Annotated in this window: 16 protein-coding genes; 5 read left to right on the top strand and 11 right to left on the bottom strand. The window is 65.0% G+C overall.

The window, feature by feature from the left end:
* Window positions 1-67: 67 nt before the first annotated feature.
* Window positions 68-676: a hypothetical protein gene (locus AB7Z56_RS14245; protein ID WP_354141806.1), complete on the top strand. Its 609-nt coding sequence runs from the start codon at window positions 68-70 to the stop codon at window positions 674-676.
* A gap of 21 nt (window positions 677-697) precedes the next feature.
* Here AB7Z56_RS14245 and AB7Z56_RS14240 read toward each other — a convergent pair whose 3' ends face one another.
* Both AB7Z56_RS14240 and AB7Z56_RS14235 read right to left on the bottom strand, forming a co-directional pair.
* Window positions 698-853 carry a hypothetical protein gene (locus AB7Z56_RS14240; RefSeq protein ID WP_014493894.1) on the bottom strand — a complete coding sequence of 52 codons (156 nt, stop codon included), beginning with the start codon at window positions 851-853 and terminating at the stop codon, window positions 698-700.
* Window positions 854-1006: 153 nt separating this feature from the next.
* Window positions 1007-1930: a LysR family transcriptional regulator gene (locus tag AB7Z56_RS14235; RefSeq protein WP_231142380.1), complete on the bottom strand. Its 924-nt coding sequence runs from the start codon at window positions 1928-1930 to the stop codon at window positions 1007-1009.
* 213 nt (window positions 1931-2143) lie between these two features.
* Between AB7Z56_RS14235 and AB7Z56_RS14230 the strand changes: the two genes are divergently transcribed.
* From AB7Z56_RS14230 to AB7Z56_RS14220, 3 genes are read left to right on the top strand one after another with little or no spacing between them, the layout of a single operon-like run.
* Window positions 2144-2854: an SDR family NAD(P)-dependent oxidoreductase gene (locus AB7Z56_RS14230; RefSeq protein ID WP_441256347.1), complete on the top strand. Its 711-nt coding sequence runs from the start codon at window positions 2144-2146 to the stop codon at window positions 2852-2854.
* A 15-nt stretch (window positions 2855-2869) separates the two neighbouring features.
* Window positions 2870-3106, top strand: a complete 237-nt coding sequence (locus AB7Z56_RS14225) for a tautomerase family protein (RefSeq protein ID WP_063982190.1) — start codon at window positions 2870-2872, stop codon at window positions 3104-3106.
* A 29-nt stretch (window positions 3107-3135) separates the two neighbouring features.
* Window positions 3136-4377 carry a YbfB/YjiJ family MFS transporter gene (locus tag AB7Z56_RS14220; protein ID WP_084795352.1) on the top strand — a complete coding sequence of 414 codons (1242 nt, stop codon included), beginning with the start codon at window positions 3136-3138 and terminating at the stop codon, window positions 4375-4377.
* Between the two features lie 20 nt (window positions 4378-4397).
* Here the strand turns inward: AB7Z56_RS14220 and AB7Z56_RS14215 are convergent, their stop codons facing one another.
* From AB7Z56_RS14215 to AB7Z56_RS14195, 5 genes are all read right to left on the bottom strand, one after another.
* Window positions 4398-5864 carry a flavin-containing monooxygenase gene (locus AB7Z56_RS14215; RefSeq protein WP_354141804.1) on the bottom strand — a complete coding sequence of 489 codons (1467 nt, stop codon included), beginning with the start codon at window positions 5862-5864 and terminating at the stop codon, window positions 4398-4400.
* Window positions 5865-5913: 49 nt separating this feature from the next.
* Window positions 5914-6333: a nuclear transport factor 2 family protein gene (locus AB7Z56_RS14210; protein ID WP_063982187.1), complete on the bottom strand. Its 420-nt coding sequence runs from the start codon at window positions 6331-6333 to the stop codon at window positions 5914-5916.
* Window positions 6334-6495: 162 nt separating this feature from the next.
* The gene (gene ahcY / locus AB7Z56_RS14205; protein WP_063982186.1) at window positions 6496-7917 is read right to left on the bottom strand and encodes an adenosylhomocysteinase; all 1422 of its coding nucleotides are present in this window, start codon (window positions 7915-7917) and stop codon (window positions 6496-6498) included.
* A 125-nt stretch (window positions 7918-8042) separates the two neighbouring features.
* The gene (gene metK, locus AB7Z56_RS14200) at window positions 8043-9239 is read right to left on the bottom strand and encodes a methionine adenosyltransferase (RefSeq protein WP_063982185.1); all 1197 of its coding nucleotides are present in this window, start codon (window positions 9237-9239) and stop codon (window positions 8043-8045) included.
* 62 nt (window positions 9240-9301) lie between these two features.
* A complete protein-coding gene (locus AB7Z56_RS14195; protein ID WP_038957543.1) occupies window positions 9302-10657 on the bottom strand; it encodes a hypothetical protein in 1356 nt (451 codons plus the stop codon).
* A gap of 165 nt (window positions 10658-10822) precedes the next feature.
* Between AB7Z56_RS14195 and AB7Z56_RS14190 the strand changes: the two genes are divergently transcribed.
* Complete coding sequence (locus AB7Z56_RS14190) at window positions 10823-12529, top strand: caspase family protein (RefSeq protein ID WP_063982184.1); 1707 nt, start codon at window positions 10823-10825, stop codon at window positions 12527-12529.
* 208 nt (window positions 12530-12737) lie between these two features.
* Here AB7Z56_RS14190 and AB7Z56_RS14185 read toward each other — a convergent pair whose 3' ends face one another.
* Genes AB7Z56_RS14185 through AB7Z56_RS14170 form a run of 4 tightly spaced genes read right to left on the bottom strand, consistent with a single transcriptional unit; the run spans window position 12738 to window position 16366 of the window.
* Window positions 12738-13856, bottom strand: a complete 1119-nt coding sequence (locus tag AB7Z56_RS14185) for a cobalamin-independent methionine synthase II family protein (protein ID WP_063982183.1) — start codon at window positions 13854-13856, stop codon at window positions 12738-12740.
* Window positions 13857-13876: 20 nt separating this feature from the next.
* Window positions 13877-14593, bottom strand: a complete 717-nt coding sequence (locus AB7Z56_RS14180; protein WP_063982182.1) for an ABC transporter ATP-binding protein — start codon at window positions 14591-14593, stop codon at window positions 13877-13879.
* Window positions 14586-15341 (bottom strand): ABC transporter ATP-binding protein, encoded by a 756-nt coding sequence (locus tag AB7Z56_RS14175; RefSeq protein WP_014493881.1) that lies wholly within the window; start codon window positions 15339-15341, stop codon window positions 14586-14588. Before AB7Z56_RS14175 ends, AB7Z56_RS14180 begins: the two co-directional genes overlap by 8 nt.
* Entirely contained in the window at window positions 15338-16366 is a 1029-nt protein-coding gene (locus tag AB7Z56_RS14170; protein ID WP_231142384.1) for a branched-chain amino acid ABC transporter permease, read from the bottom strand. The genes AB7Z56_RS14175 and AB7Z56_RS14170 overlap by 4 nt, the downstream gene beginning before the upstream one ends.
* Window positions 16367-16372: the final 6 nt, after the last annotated feature.

Here is a 16372-nt window from a genome sequence, read left to right as displayed (position 1 = left end):
CGTTACGGCGAGATTCCGGCATGGTATCCTGGTCCCACGAATGGGGAAATCGGGGAGCGTCTTGGGGATGTGGCGATCGTTGGCGGGCTGTGCGCTCGCGCTGTTTCTGCTTGGAATGTCCGCATCTGTGAATGGTCAAGGCGCTCCGCCGCGACCGGATCCTGAGCTCCGCGGCCAGTGGCTACGGGTCGGACAGACCTTCGCCTGCAAGGTGGAAGCCGGCAAGCGCGTCGCTGCGCCCGATCCGGACATGCTCAGCTTTGCCTGCCAGCGGATGGGCGCGCTTGGGGCCGGCATCTCGGAGGCCTCACTCAAGGCCGCTCTCGGCGAGCCGCACCGCAAGCTGCCGCAACCGAACAACACGACGGCCTATGTCTACTTCCTCGGCAAGACCGGCGAGTTTCCCTATCTTGCCGCCATCGTGAAAGCGAACCGCACCGTCGCGCTCCAGATCAGCGGCGAGGCACCGGTCGCCGCCTACAGCTTCAACCGGGTCAATCTCGGCGACAGCACCGACAAACTGATGGCGCAGTTCGGCGGCCCGTTCCACGTCGGGCCGAGCGGGCTGGAGAAGACCGAGCTCTGGACGTATGAGCCGTGGCCGTTCTCATTCGAGGTGCGGCAGGACCGCGTCACCTCGATCCGGATCAGCGATCCGACCGTCGGGACAAAGTAGATTTGATTGCGGGCGCGCCTATCAAGCCCGCGAGAGCGCCTGGAGACCCTTGAAGGTCAAGCGCTTGGGGTCGGTGACGCCGGCGAGATAGAGCCGGCGGATGAAGGCGATGACGGCGTCGCGGTCGCAATCGGTCAGCGCAACGACGGCGTCGACCGCGATCTTCTGGGCTTCCATTGGGCTCACCTCGGCCTTGCGAGTAACCCCGGCCGAGACAGGCTAGGACTCATCCGTTAAATCGGCGTTAACCGTTCTGGAACCATCGCCGATTCAGCCCGGCGGCCGTATACGCAAAACAACGCATTGGCAGTCGCGGCGCGGCCGCCATGTCTAGCGTGCACCGAGGCTCTTCTTGAGCTGCGCAAAGTGCTTCTTCAGCCGGGGCACGGCGAAGTCGGTGAAGGCCCGTACCTTCGGCACCGAGAGCCGGCCCTGCGGGCAGATCAAATGCGCGGGCATCTCCGGATCCTCATCGCCGGCCAGCACGATCTCGAGCTCGCCGCGCCCGACCTGCTCGGCCACCTGATACGAATACATCCGCGCCACGCCGCGCCCGGCAACCGCGGATGCCACCGCCGCATAGGTGCTGTTGACGACGAGTCGCGGCATGAACTGGACTGTCCTGGCTGCCGATGAGCCGGCCTGTGGCGCAAAGGTCCAGGAATTGGGCAGGTGCGCCATCGCCACGATCTGGTGCTTGGCAAGATCGCCGGGGTCAGTGATGCGCGGGTGCTGCTTCAGGTAACGTGGCGCGGCCACCACGACACGGCTGATCTCGCCGACCCGCATCGCCACCATCGCCGAATCCGCGAGAGGTCCGATGCGAAGCGCGATGTCGACGCCCTCCTCGATCAGATTGACCGAGCGGTCGAACAGCAGGAGCTTCGCCGACACCGTCGGATAGGCATCGAGAAATGCATCGAGGATCGGCCGCAGCACCATCTCGCCCGAGACCACCGGCGCCGTGATCGTGAGCTGGCCGCGGGGCGCCGTGCGCGGTCCGGCCACGATGTCATCGGCCTCCTCCAATTCGGTGAGCACGCGGCGGCAGATCGCAACATAGCGCTCGCCCTCCTCGCTCAGCTTGATCGAACGTGTCGTCCGGTGCAGCAGCTCGGCGCCGACCCGCTCCTCCAGGAAGGCGATGGCGCGGCTGACCGCCGCCGGCGAGCGGCCGAGCTTGCGCCCCGCGGCGGCCAGGCTGCCCTCGTCCACCGCAAGGACGAACACCTTCATCGCATCCAGACGATCCATGCCTACCCGTCGCCCCATCAAATTCCAGTGACAAGCTAGGCGCTCGCCCCCGCCGCGACAACCGCCGCCAAAGGCCGGTCCGGCATTCGTTCGCGCCACGTAACAGTGTCTGCCGGACAACGTGTATTCGCAGCCGGGCCGCCGCGGCGTACTTCAGCACGCAAGCCAGCCGCTGCTGGCCCAGGTTCTGAAAGCCAACAACAGGAGCCCGTCATGGGTATCGAGCAGAAGGTCGCCATCATCACCGGTGCATCGCAGGGCATCGGCGCCGCCCTGGTCCAGGGTTTTCGCGATCGCAACTATCGCGTCGTCGCAACGGCGCGTTCCATCAAGCCGTCGGGCGACGATGACATCCTCGCTGTTCCCGGCGACATCGCCGACCGGGCCACCGCGGAACGCGTGGTCTCGCAGGCCGTCGCGCGCTTCGGCCGCGTCGACACGCTGGTCAACAATGCCGGCATCTTCGTCGCAAAGCCGTTCACGCAGTACACGGCCGAGGACTATGCGGCGGTGATGGGCACCAACGTTGCGGGCTTTTTCCACATCACGCAGCTCGCCATTGCGGAGATGGAGAAGCAGGGTTCGGGTCACGTCGTCCAGATCACGACCACGCTGGTCGATCAGGCCAATTCGAACGTGCCGTCGGTGCTGGCCTCGCTGAGCAAGGGCGGGCTGAACGCCGCGACCAAGTCGCTCGCGATCGAATACGCCAGGCGCGGCATCCGCGTGAACGCGGTGGCGCCCGGCATCATCAAGTCGCCGATGCATCCCGTTGCGACGCATGCCCAGCTCGGCGCGCTGCATCCGGTCGGCCACATGGGTGAGATGTCCGACATCGTTGGCGCCGTGCTCTATCTCGAGCAGGCAAGCTTCGTCACCGGTGAGATCCTGCACGTCGACGGCGGCCAGAGCGCCGGCCACTGAGCGCGGAGAAACACCATGCCGATCGTCACCATTCAAGTGACCCGCGAAGGAACGACGCCGGGAGCGGCGTCGCTCACGGCGGAGGAGAAGGCCGCGCTGATCAAGGGATCGAGCCAGTTGCTGCTCGACGTGCTCGGCAAGCCGCTCGAGTCCACCTTCGTCGTGATCGAGGAAGTCGACACCGACAATTGGGGCTGGGGCGGCCTGCCCGTGCAGGACTTCCGGCGCCGCCGCGCCGCAAAGACAGGATGATCCGCGCGCGACGCGCGCCAGAGGATGACATGACCGAACTCAATGCAAACACTGGGCACCACGCCCGGCCGCATCAGCGGCCGGGATCGGATTCGCAATCGACTTCGCGGCAGGCTTGGCGGTACGCCGTGGCGGGATTGTCCGCATCACTGGTCGGGCTTGGCCTCGCCCGCTTTTCCTACACGCCGCTGATCCCGGCGCTGATCGCCGCAAAGTGGTTCAGCGCATCCGACGTCGTTTATCTCGGCGCTGCCAACCTCGCCGGTTATCTCGCCGGCGCGCTCGCGGCACGCGCCCTGGCCAATCGCATCGGCGCAGTCCGCGCGCTGCGGGCGATGATGCTGCTTGCCACCCTCTCCTTCTTCGCGAGCTCTAGTCCGGTGTCGTTCACCTGGTTTTTCGCCTGGCGCTTTCTGTCGGGCCTCACCGGCGGAATCATCATGGTGCTGGCGGCCTCCGTCATTCTGCCGCACGTATCGGCCGCGAGGCGCGGCATCGTCGGCGGCGTGATCTTTGCCGGCGTCGGCCTTGGCGTCGCGGCGTCGGGCACGCTGGTGCCGTTGCTCCTTCAACAGGGCTTGCAGCAGAGCTGGTATGGCCTCGGCGTGCTCTCCGCCGTGCTCACGCTCGCGAGCTGGTGGAACTGGCCTGCGGAGGCCAAGAGCGATGCCGCGCCTTCGCATCACGCGAAGTCCCATCAGGCCTCGCCCGCCGTCCGCGCGCTTCTGGTCCAGTATGGCCTCAACGCGGTGGCCCTGGTGCCGCACATGGTCTTCATCGTCGACTTCGTGGCGCGCGGCCTCGGCCAGGGCATTGCGGCGGGCTCGCGCTACTGGGTGCTGTACGGTCTCGGCGCCATCGTCGGCCCGCTCGTCACCGGCCATCTCGGTGACCGCTCGGGATTTGGACCCGCCTTGCGCGCCGCGTTCCTGATCGAGGCGGCCGCCGTGCTGCTGCCCACCGTCAGCACCGCGCCGGTTTCGCTGATCGTATCGAGCGTGGTGGTCGGCGGCTTCACGCCCGGCATCGTGCCGCTGGTGCTCGGGCGCATCCACGAGCTCGTGCCGCACTCGACCGAGCAGCAGCGCGCGACATGGAGCCACGCCACCACGAGCTTCGCGCTGTTCCAGGCGGCGGCAGCCTACGGTTTCTCCTGGATCTACGCGCAGACCGGCGGCGACTATCTGGTCCTGTTCGGACTTGGCGGCGCCGCCGTAGTGCTCGCACTTGCGATCGATCTTGGGCTCGCGCTCACCACGCGCAAGGCATAAAGCGGGCGGCGGCGGCGTGATCAGGAATACTGCATCACGCCGTCGTCGATCTTGCCGAAGCGCAAGGAGACGATGTCGAGCGCGTAGTTCTGGTACAGCCGCCATGGCTGCTTCGAGCCCTGCTTCGGCATCTTCGCGACCGAACGCTGCACATAGCCCGAGGTGAAATCGAGCGACGGCTGCGCGGTGATTTCAGGATCGTCATTGTGCGGCATGCACTGACGGAAATTGTGCCGGTCCATGTAGTTGATGAGCCGGCAGACATATTCGCAGGTGAGATCGCATTTCAGCGTCCAGGACGCGTTGGTGTAGCCGAAGGCCGAAGCCATGTTCGGCACGTCGGCGTACATCATGCCCTTGTAGGTCAGCGTGCTGGCGAAATCGACGGCGCGGCCGTCGACGCGGATTTCGAGACCGCCGACGACCTGGAGCACCAGCCCCGTCGCGGTGACGATGATGTCGGCCGCAAGCTCGCTCCCGTCCTTCAGGCGAATGCCGTCGCCCGTAAAGGTGTCGATCTCGTTGGTGACGACGGCGGCGCGCTGCTCGCGGATCGCCTTGAACAGATCGCCGTCGGGCACAAGGCAGAGCCGCTGGTCCCAGGGATTGTAGCGCGGCGTGAAATGGGTCGCGACGTCGTAGTCGGGGCCGAGCGCCATCTGCACGCCCTTGAGCACCAGCTCCTTGACCTTGGCGGGCCGGCGCCGGCTGAGCTGGAAGAAGAACATCCCCCACATCACGTTGCGCCAGCGGATGACATGATAGGCAAGCCGCGTCGGCAGATTGCGGCGCAATTTGTTGGCCACGGGGTCCTGCGCCGGACGCGACACCACGTAGGTCGGCGAGCGCTGGAGCATGGTGACCTGCGCCGCCTTCTTGGCGAGCTCCGGCACCAGCGTCACTGCGGTTGCGCCCGAGCCGATCACGACGACGCGTTTTCCCGCGTAGTCGATGTCCTCGGTCCATTTCTGCGGATGCACGATGCGGCCGGCGAAATCCGACGCACCCTTGAACTCCGGCGTATAGCCCGCCTCGTATTTGTAATAGCCCGAGCACATGAACAGGAAATTGCAGGTGAATCGCACGAGCTCGGTTGCGCCCTCGCCCGTAATGCGCTCGGCCTCGACGGTCCAGCGTGCCTCCGGCGTCGACCACGCCGCGCGCTTGACGCGATGGCGGAAGCGGATGTGCTTCTCGATGCCGTTCTCGGCTGCTGTCTCGCGTACGTAGTTCAGGATCTGCGGGCCATCGGCGATCGCCTTCGGATCAGTCCACGGCTTGAAGGAATAGCCGAGCGTGAACATGTCGCTGTCGGAGCGGACACCGGGATAGCGAAACAGGTCCCAGGTCCCGCCGATGCAGTCGCGCCCCTCCAGAATGACGTAGCTCTTGCCCGCGCACCTATTCTGCAGATGATAGCCAGCGCCGATGCCGGACAGGCCGGCACCGACGATCAGGACGTCGAAATGTTCTGCGGCTTTAGCCATGGCGTTCTCCCCGGCACAGGATGAGCGACGCCGTGCCGAATTGCAACCGTCAGGCGGTGGTAGCGCCGTAGACAAGGGCTGTGTCGAAATACTCGTAGAATTCGACTGCCTTGCCATCCTTGAAGCGCCAGAAATCGACCTTCGGGGTCTCAGCGATCTTCCCGGTCCTTTTGTTGGTCCAGGCACATGAGCCGCGCGCGAAAACAGCGTCGCCCTGCGCGACGTATTCATTCATGGTGTAGTACTGCATGCTCCAGTCAGCCAGCAGACCGTCGAAATAGCCACGAAGCTGCGCGCGGTCGTCATAACACCTGGCAAAGGGCACCGCCGGAGCCCCCTGCGGAAGCGAGTCGAATTTGATCTGCGGGCCGATGACGCTGTCGAACCAATAGTCGACGCTCCCGCCTTTGCTGTCGTTCCACCGACGATAGGCTTCTTTGAGCAACTGAACGTTGGCTTCGCTGGACATCGCATTCCCTCCATATGCATTTGACAATGAACGTGGGAAACGCGGCCACCCGCTTCAGAAGTGGCGGGCTTGTTTTGGCTCTACCTCCGAGCGTGCACAATGAGTCTACAAAAAAAGGCCCCGGATCGCTCCGGGGCCTTCGTGTCGCAGCTGGATGCGATCTCAGTAGCGGTAGTGGTCCGACTTGTACGGACCTTCTTGCTTCACGCCGATGTAGTCGGCCTGGTCCTTGCGCAGCTCGGTGAGCTTGACGCCGATCTTGGCGAGGTGCAGGCGCGCGACCTTCTCGTCCAGCGACTTCGGCAGCACGTACACTTCCTTCTTGTACTTGCCGTCCTTGTTGTTGGCGAACAGCTCGATCTGCGCCAGCGTCTGGTTGGTGAAGGAGGCCGACATCACGAAGGACGGATGGCCCATCGCGTTGCCGAGGTTCACGAGGCGGCCTTCCGACAGCATGATGATGCGGTGCTTGTCGGGGAATTCGATCTCGTCGACCTGCGGCTTGATGTTGGTCCACTTCAGGTTACGCAGACCCGCGATCTGGATCTCGTTGTCGAAGTGGCCGATGTTGCAGACGATGGCGCGATCCTTCATCGCGCGCATGTGCTCGATCGTGATGATGTCCTTGTTGCCGGTCGCGGTGACGAAGATGTCGGCGCGCGGGGCGGCGTCTTCCATGGTCACGACCTCGTAGCCTTCCATCGCGGCCTGGAGCGCGCAGATCGGATCGACTTCCGACACCATCACGCGGCAGCCGGCTTGGCGCAGCGAGGCGGCCGAGCCCTTGCCGACGTCGCCGAAGCCCGCGACCATCGCGACCTTGCCCGACATCATCACGTCGGTGCCGCGACGGATGCCGTCGACCAGCGATTCACGGCAACCATAGAGGTTGTCGAACTTCGACTTGGTGACGCTGTCGTTGACGTTGATCGCCGGCCACAGCAGCGTGCCGGCCTTCTGCATGTCATAGAGACGATGCACGCCCGTGGTGGTCTCTTCGGAAACGCCCTTGATGCTCTTGGCGATCTCGGCGAAGTAGCCCTTCGGCTTCTCCTTGAGCTGCTTCTTCAGGAGCGCGAAGAAGACTTCCTCTTCCTCGGAGCCGGGCTTGTCGAGGAACGCGGTGTCGCCGTTCTCGGCGCGCAGACCGAGATGGACGTACATGGTGGCGTCGCCGCCGTCATCGAGGATCATGTTCGGGTGACCGCCGCCGTGCCAGTCGAACAGCTTGGCGGTGTAATCCCAGTATTCGGCCAGCGTCTCGCCCTTGACGGCAAAGACGGGAATGCCGGCGGCGGCGATCGCCGCGGCGGCGTGGTCCTGGGTCGAGTAGATGTTGCAGGAGACCCAGCGAATGTCGGCGCCGAGGGCTGCCAGCGTCTCGATCAGCACGCCGGTCTGGATCGTCATGTGCAGCGAGCCGGCGATGCGCGCGCCCTTCAGCGGCTGCTTCGGGCCGAACTCCTCGCGGGTGGCCATCAGGCCCGGCATCTCGGTCTCGGCCAGCGAGAGTTCCTTGCGGCCGAAGTCGGCCAGCGAAATGTCCTTGACGATGTAGTCGGTGAAGCCGGGCTTCGCATTCATAGCGGAGGTCCTGTTGTTGAATTGGTCGTTCCGGGTCGCCCTGGAGGGGCGCCCCGAAATCTCGACATGATGGATAAGGATCCCGGGTTCGCCGCTGTCGCGGCGCCCCGGAATGACGTTGGTACTTAGACTGCGCGCTTGAGCGCTTCGACCAGGTCGGTCTTCTCCCAGGAGAAGCCACCCTCGTTGTCGGGCGTGCGGCCGAAATGGCCGTAGGCCGAGGTGCGCGCGTAGATCGGACGGTTGAGGTCGAGATGGCTGCGGATGCCGCGTGGAGTGAGATCCATCGCTTTGGCGGCGGCCTTCTCGAGCTGGTCCTCCGACACCTTACCGGTGCCGTGGGTGTCGATGTAGATCGACAGCGGACGCGCGACGCCGATGGCGTAGGCGAGCTGGAGGGTGCAGCGATCGGCGAGACCGGCCGCGACGATGTTCTTGGCGACGTAGCGCGCCGCGTAAGCCGCCGAACGGTCGACCTTGGTCGGATCCTTGCCGGAGAACGCACCGCCGCCATGCGGGGCCGCGCCACCGTAGGTGTCGACGATGATCTTGCGGCCGGTCAGGCCGGAATCGCCGTCCGGACCGCCGATGTAGAACTTGCCGGTCGGATTGATGTGCCAGATGGTCTTCGACGTGATCCAGTCCTTCGGGAGCGCCTCGCGGACATACGGCTCGACGATGTCGCGGATCTGCTTCGACGAGATGTCCTCGACCAGATGCTGGTGCGACACGACGATCTCGCGCACGCCGACCGGCTTGCCGTTCTCGTACTGCACGGTGACCTGGCTCTTGGAGTCCGGACCCAGCACCTTCTCGCGACCGGAGTGACGCGCTTCCGAGATGAGACGCAGGATCTTGTGGGCATAGAATATCGGCGCCGGCATCAGGTCAGGCGTCTCGTTGGTGGCGTAACCGAACATAATGCCCTGGTCGCCTGCGCCCTCTTCCTTGACCTCACCCGGCTGCAGCGCATCGACGCCTTGCGCGATGTCGGCCGACTGCGGATGCAGCAGGATCTCGATGTCGGCCTTCTCCCAGTGGAAGCCGTCCTGCTCGTAGCCGATGTCCTTGATCGCGGCGCGCACAACGCTCTCGATCTGGTCGTTGGTGACGGATGCGGGACCGCGGGTCTCACCAGCGATCACCACCTTGTTGGTGGTCGCCAGCGTCTCGCAGGCCGCGCGGATCTGCCACGGATCGATGCCGGCCTTCGGCCCTTCGCGGTAGAACAGATCAACGATTTCATCGGAGATCCGGTCACAGACCTTGTCGGGATGACCCTCGGACACGGATTCGCTGGTGAAGAGATAGGACGCGCGCATCAGTAACCCCTTGTTCCGCCGTTAACCTGGCGGGCGTTTGCGATGTTTAACCTTGGATTATGTCAATCACGCCGTCGCGAGATGACGTAGGACTCGTCGAGAAACCAGAGCCCGTTGTACTTCCGCAGCACGTCCCGGGCGGCATCCAGAGTGCGGCCGTTTTGAGTCATTTCTGTCAATCGGTCGTCCTCGATCTGCGCCACATACACCGCCGCATTCCACGCTGCAAAGGCCGTCGAGGTTCCGATGGTACCCGTCACCTCGTTGGGCAGCGCTTCCATATCATACCTGAAGATCGAACGGTTGTCCGCATAAGCATTAAAATTTAGGTCGCGGCCCAACGACCCGAGCTCATACTTTACCGCGCGCAATAGCTCATGACGGCTGACCGCGAAAGGATTTTCTCCAGGCCAGATCGCCTGGATCATTTCCATGCCGGGATCGTGACCGTGGGAGTGGATACCGATCAGGCGCCCGCCCGGCCGAAGCGCCCGCGCCAGCGGTGCAATGATCCGCTTTGCCCGGAAATTGACCGAGGACAGGGCGCGGTAGGGCTGGGACGCAATGACCAGGTCGAAATTGGCCTCGGTCTGGCCCGGCCGCGGAATGGTCGAATCCAGCAGGAACCTGTGGTCCTCGCGGTACAGCACCAGGACGACGGGCCGCTCGTAGAGCGGCATGGCCGTGCGTGGGCTGATCGCGGCGCGCCAATTCTGCTCCAGGAACGGCCTCAACTCGGCGATCTGCTGCTCGAACTCGCCTGACGAGGCGCCCCGTAACGGAACCTCGTGCCAGACGGTGGCGGCCGCCGCCGCAGGCGATGCCGGCGTGAGCCAGGGCGCCTCCGAGTAGAACATGTTGGTGAACACGAACACCGACGCCGGATGCTCGAAAATGCGGTCCGGGACCCTCTCCAACGTCAGCCGCAAGTCCTCGAGGCTGAGCTCCTTGCCGGCGACGTAGAACGGCATGTGCGGGTAGCGCTGGTGCGTTGCGCGCAGCACCCGGGCCAGCACCGTGCCGTCGCCGACGCCTGCGTCGAAGATGCGCAGCGCCGGCGGGCGCGGATGGATGCTGGCGAGCTCCAGCGCGACGCGCTCGGCGACCACCCGCTTCTCGCTGCAGGTATGGACGAACAGCAGGTATTTTTGCCGGTTCTCGAAGAAACGGAAATTGCCACGCGGATCGCGTTTTTCCGGCGGCACCTGGAGCCCCCGCGGCGGCGGCAGGCCGCCCGTCGTCGATGCGGCGATATAGGCCTGGATCCGCTCCAGCGTGTCGATCGTGATGCGCTTTCCCTCGCGCAGGCGATGGACCAGCTTCCCATCGTTCACCGCGCGCCGGCCAAACGTCGATTCCGCCATGTCCGCCTTGCGGCAGAACTCGGTGATTTGGCTGAGGATTTCGTCGTTCTTCATGAGTGGGAAAGCGGTGGGCAGAACTGTTGGGACCAGCGTCGTAGCAAAATCTGCCCACTGAGGGAATACCCTCTCTTGGCTTTACCCCACGTCCAATGACGAGCGCGTGAACCCGGCGGACCGCCGGGCAACAAACAAGCGCTTCTCCTTCAAGGGACCATCGCCATGCGCCGCCTGCTCGTCGCGCTCTGCCTGCTCACAGCGCCCATGTGGGCCGCGCCCGCCTTCGCGCAGGCGCGCAGCCAGCTCGGGCCGCTCTGCACGACCGACGCCACGCCGCCAGACCAGATGATCGACGCCTGCAACAAGATCGTCGCGCTGAAGGTGTTCAAAGGCGAGCAGCTCGCGACGATCTATTTCTGGCGCGCGGTGGGCTGGAACAAGAAGGGCGACTATTCGAAGGTCATCGCCGACACCACCGAGGCGATCCGGCTCCAGCCGAGCCAGGCGGTCTACAATCTCAGGGGATCGGCCTATTACGACAAGGGCGACTACGACATCGCGATCGCCGATTTCGACGACGCGCTGAAGCTCGGCCCGCCTGATGGCACCATCTTCCACAATCGCGGCAACGCCTGGCGCGGCAAGGGCGACTACGCCAAGGCCATTGCCGATTACGATGCCACGATCAAGCTGCAGCCCAAATCGACGTTCTCGTTCCAGAATCGCGGCATTGCGAAGGAGGCGCTCGGCGATCTCGACGGCGCGCTTGCCGACATCAACCAGGCGATCCGGCTCGACCCGACACTGCCGCAGCCGCTGATCAACCGCACCGCGATCTGGCGCGTGCGAGGCGATCTCGATCGCGCCGTTGCCGATGGCAGCGAGGCGATCCGGCTTGCGAAGGAAAAACCGCCCGTCAACATCATGACGCCGCCGAACAGCGTGCTGATCTCCGGCTATATCCACCGCGCGCTGGCCTATGAGGCGAAGGGCGACTACGCCCATGCGCGCGACGACTACAAGGCGACGCTGGCGATCGTGGCGTCCGATGCCGGCAGCAAGGCCAACCAGGCGACCGCCAAGGTGCGGCTGTCGCTGGTGACGGATGCGCTCACTCCCATCCCGCGCGATGCGCCGTCACCGGTGACGCAGCCGGCCCCGCAGCAAACGGGCGCGGCACCTGCGCCCTCGCCTACCCCGGCGACGCCTGGCAAGCGCCTCGCACTGGTGATCGGCAATGGCGCCTACGCGCATGTCAAGGCGCTGCCCAATCCGGCCAACGATGCGCGCGCCGTTGCCAGGAGCCTGCGCGACATCGGCTTCACGGTGTCGGAGGGCATCGATCTCGACCGCGCAGCGATGCAGAAAGTGACGCGCGACTTCCTGCGCGAGGCGGCGCGGGCACAGGTCGCGTTGGTGTACTATGCCGGCCACGGCGTGCAGGTCGACGGCCGCAACTATCTCATCCCCGTCGACGTCGAGCTCAAGCCCGGCGCGGGCATGACGGAGGCGATGATCGACATGGACACGATCATGGCCGGCCTCGACGACCAGGTCCGCACCAATATTTTGATCTTCGATGCCTGCCGCAACAATCCGATGGCGCAGCAGGTCGCAGCCGCCGGCACCAACCGAGGCATCGAGGGCGCTTCGGGCCTCGCAGCGCCAACGAGCCTGGGCGCCGGTGCAACGCTGGGCGCGGGGACGCTGATCGCGTTCGCCACCGCGCCGGGCCAGGTCGCGCTCGATGGCGAAGGCGCCAACTCGCCGTTCTCCGCCGCCCTCTCCCGCCATCTCGGCACGCCAGGGCTGGAGGTGCAGCAGATGCTGACGCGCGTGCGGGCGGAAGTGGTCTCGAGCACGAAGAACAAGCAGGTGCCGTGGTCGAACTCGTCGCTGCTGGGCGAGGTCTATCTGGCGGAGAAGTGAGGGCGGGTGAGCGCACCGGTTTTGAACGCCGCGCTATTCGCTCAACACTCAGGTGTCATCGCCCGGCTTGACCGGGCGATCCAGTACTCCGAGACAGTTGTGGTTGAATCGATAGGCCGCGGTGTACTGGATTCCCCGCTTTCGCGGGGAATGACAGTGAGTGTGTGGTGAGGCCTCGCCGTCACTCACGTGACGGACTGCGCAGCGCTTAGTTGCCCCACACTTCCTTGGCGATCTCGACCGCAAGGCTGAGCTTGGCCCACTGCTCTTCCTCGGAGAGGATGTTGCCTTCCTCGGTCGAGGCAAAGCCGCACTGCGGGGACAGCGCGAGCTGCTCCAGCGGCGCGAATTTGGCGGCCTCTTCGAGGCGACGCTTGATGTCGTCCTTTTTCTCGAGCTCGCCGAACTTCGAGGTGATAACGCCGACCACGACGACCTTGTTACCCTTGGGCAGGAAGCGCAGCGGCTCGAAGCCGCCGGCGCGGTCGCTGTCGTATTCGAGGAAGTAGCCATCGTAATTGGTACCGGCCAGCATGGTCTCGGCCACGGGCTCGTAGCCGCCCGAAGAAATCCAGGTCGAGCGGAAATTGCCGCGGCAGACATGCGTCGTCACCACCATGTCGGCCGGCTTCTCGGCCAGCGCGTAATTGATGACGCGCGCATAGATCTGCTGGAGACCCTCGGGATTGTCGCCGCGCTCGCGCGCCTTCTTCAATTCGTCCTGCGAACAGAGATAGGCCCACACGGTGTCGTCGAACTGAAGATAGCGGCAGCCGGCATCGTAAAACGCCTTCACGGCCTTGCGGTAGGTCTTGCCTAGGTCTTCGTAGAACGCGTCGAGATCGGGATAGACGTCCTTGGAGATCGCCTTGCGGCCGCCGCGGAAGTGCAGCACCGCCGGCGAGGGGATCGTCATCTTGGCGGTGACGTGGGCCTGGTCGGCGGACTTCTTCAAGAAGCGGAAGTGATCCAGCATCGGATGGTCGTCGGGGAAATCGAGCTTGCCGATCACGCGGACCGCGTCATGCCGCGTCTCGACGCCCGCGAACTGGATGCCCGTGTCCGGGTGAAACATTTCGCAGCCCGTGAGCTTGGCCAGGAAGTCAAAGTGCCACCAGGAGCGGCGGAATTCGCCGTCGGTCGCGAGCTTCAGGCCGATCGAGGCCTGCTTGTGCACGACCTTCTCGATCTCCATGTCCTCGATCTTGCGCAGATCGTCGGCCGAGATCTCGCCCTTCTCGAGCCTGACGCGGGCTTCCTTGATCTTGGCCGGACGCAGGAGACTGCCGACCTCGTCGGCGCGGAAGGGGGCTTTGGTTCGCTGCATTTCTTGTCTCTCCCGTATTTCTAGTGGGCCGCCGCCCCTGCGACGCCGAGGTGGCGCTCGAGGACCGACGGGTCGGCCTTCAGCGCGGCGCTCGGGGCGTCGTGGACGATCGTTCCGCGCTCCAATATCACAACACGGTCGGCGAGCCCCAGAATCTTTTGCGCGTTCTGCTCGACGATGATCGAGCAGATGCCGCCCGCCCGGGTGATGGTGCCGATCGCCTTCAGCAGCTCCTCGACGATGATGGGGGCGAGGCCCTCCGTCGGCTCGTCCAGCAGCAGGACCTTGGGATTTAGGGTCAGCGCCCGGCCGATCGCCAGCATCTGCTGCTCGCCGCCGGAGAGCTGGTTGCCAAAATTGCTCCGCCGCTCCTTCAGCCGCGGGAACATCTCGTAGACCCTCTCGACCGTCCAGGGGCCGGGCTGCGCCACCGCGGTCATGTTCTCTTCCACCGTCAGCGAGCGGAAGATATTGCGCTCCTGCGGCACCCAGCCGATGCCGGCGCGCGCCCGCTGGTCAGGCCGGAGCGAGGTGACATCGGTGCCGGCGAGCGCGACGGAGCCGGAGAAGCGGCGGGTCACGCCGACGATGGAGTTGATCAGCGTGGTCTTGCCGGTGCCGTTGCGGCCCAGCAACGCAAGCACCTGCCCCTCGGCGAGGCGCAGGGACATGTTGGGCAGCACCACCGCCTCGCCATAGCCAGCGCGCAGGGCGTCGATCGCGAGCAGGTCAGACATTGACCGCCTCCTCGCCGAGATAGACGGCCTTGACCTGCGGGTCGCGCGCGACCACGTCGGGCGGACCTTCGGTGAGCAGCGCGCCCGAGACCAATACCGAGATGCGGTCGGCGAAGGAAAAGACGAGGTCCATGTCGTGCTCGATCAGGAGCACGGTGACGTCACGCGGCAGGCTGCCTACGACCGCGAGAATGTCGTGGCGTTCGCTCTCGGGCACGCCGGCGGCGGGCTCGTCGAGCAGCAGCACGCGGGGCTTGGCGGCGATCGCGACCGCGATCTCGAGCAGGCGCTGCTTGCCGTAAGGCAGCGTCACGGTCTCTTCGTTCATGACGTCGAGCAGATGGAAGCGCCTCAGGAGATCGGCGATCTCGCCGTTGACGTCGCTCCGCGTGCCCATCCGCCGCCACCAGTCGCCGCCATGTCCGAGACGCTCGGAGACGGCAAGGCCGATGGTCTCGAGCGGGGTCAGGTCGGGATAGAGCTGGTTGATCTGGAAAGTGCGCGACAGGCCGCGCAGCACGCGCTTGTGCACGGGCAGATCGGTAATGTCCTGGCCTTCGAGCAGGATCCGGCCCGAGTTCGGCTTGAGCACGCCGGTGAGCTGGTTGATGACCGTGGTCTTGCCGGCACCGTTCGGGCCGATCAGCGCGTGACGGGCGCCCTGCTCGATCTTGAGCGACAGGTCCCGCGTCACGCGCAGGCCGCCGAACTGCTTTTCGAGATTCTGGGTTTCGAGCGCGATGGTCATGCGTCGCTCTCCGGCACAGCGACGACGGCCTTGCGCCCGGCAACCTGCTTGATGACCAGGTTCGGCACATAGAGCACCCAGCGGTGCAGGCGCTGGCGGCCGACCAGCACGATCACGACCAGCACGAGGCCGATCCAGAACTGCCAATATTGCGGGGTGATGGTGGAGAACACTTCCTGGAGCATGCGGAAGATCACCGCGCCGACCAGTCCGCCGTAGAGATAGCCGGTCCCGCCGATGACGAGCACCAGCATCAAATCGGCCGAACGCTCGAAGGCGAACACGTCGAGGGAGGCGATCGCCGTGGTCTGGGTGAACAGCGCGCCCGCGACGCCGGCATAGAACGCCGCGAGCGTGTAGATCGCGATCAGGCGGCGGTTGACGGGGATACCGATCGCCGCGGCGCGCAGCGGGTTGTTCTTGATCGCGCGCAGCGACAGCCCGAACGGCGAATGCACGACGCGGCGGGCGAACAGGAACAGCAAAAACAGCACGGCCAGCGAATAGAAGAAGCCGGTCTTGCCGAACATGTCGAACGGAATCTCGCCGAAGATCGGCTGCATCTCGATGCCCTGAAGGCCGTCGGTGCCGCCGGTGATGTTGGAGAAGCGCTCGGCGAGCGCCTCAAGGAGCAGCGCGATGCCGAGCGTGACCATCAGCCGGGTCAGGTCGACGCCGCGGATCACCAGGAAGCTGGTGGCGAAACCCAGCACCATCGCGGCAAGGCCGGCTACGATCAGCGCGAGCACGGGCTCATTGATGATCCCGTGCAAGGCGAGAAGCCCCGCGGCGTAGGCGCCGACGCCGAAGAAAGCAGCGTGGCCGAGCGAAACGATGCCGGCATAACCGAGGATGAGATCGAGCGACATCGCGAACAGCGCCAGCCGCAGGATGTCGGTCATGATCAGATAGCGCGTAGGAAATGCGAAGCCGCAGGCCAGCACGACCAGCCAGAAGGCGACTTCGCCATAGTGCCAGCGCGCGTGGCGCTGGGCGTGATAACCGACGTCGGAGGAAGCGCTCATCGGCGG

Origin of the sequence: Bradyrhizobium sp. 482_C4_N1_8 (assembly GCF_052075965.1) — a bacterium.
Taxonomy (GTDB): Bacteria; Pseudomonadota; Alphaproteobacteria; order Rhizobiales; family Xanthobacteraceae; genus Bradyrhizobium; species Bradyrhizobium barranii.
The sequence above is the reverse complement of the archived record's forward strand: the minus strand, read 5'-3'. Positions and strand labels throughout refer to the sequence as shown.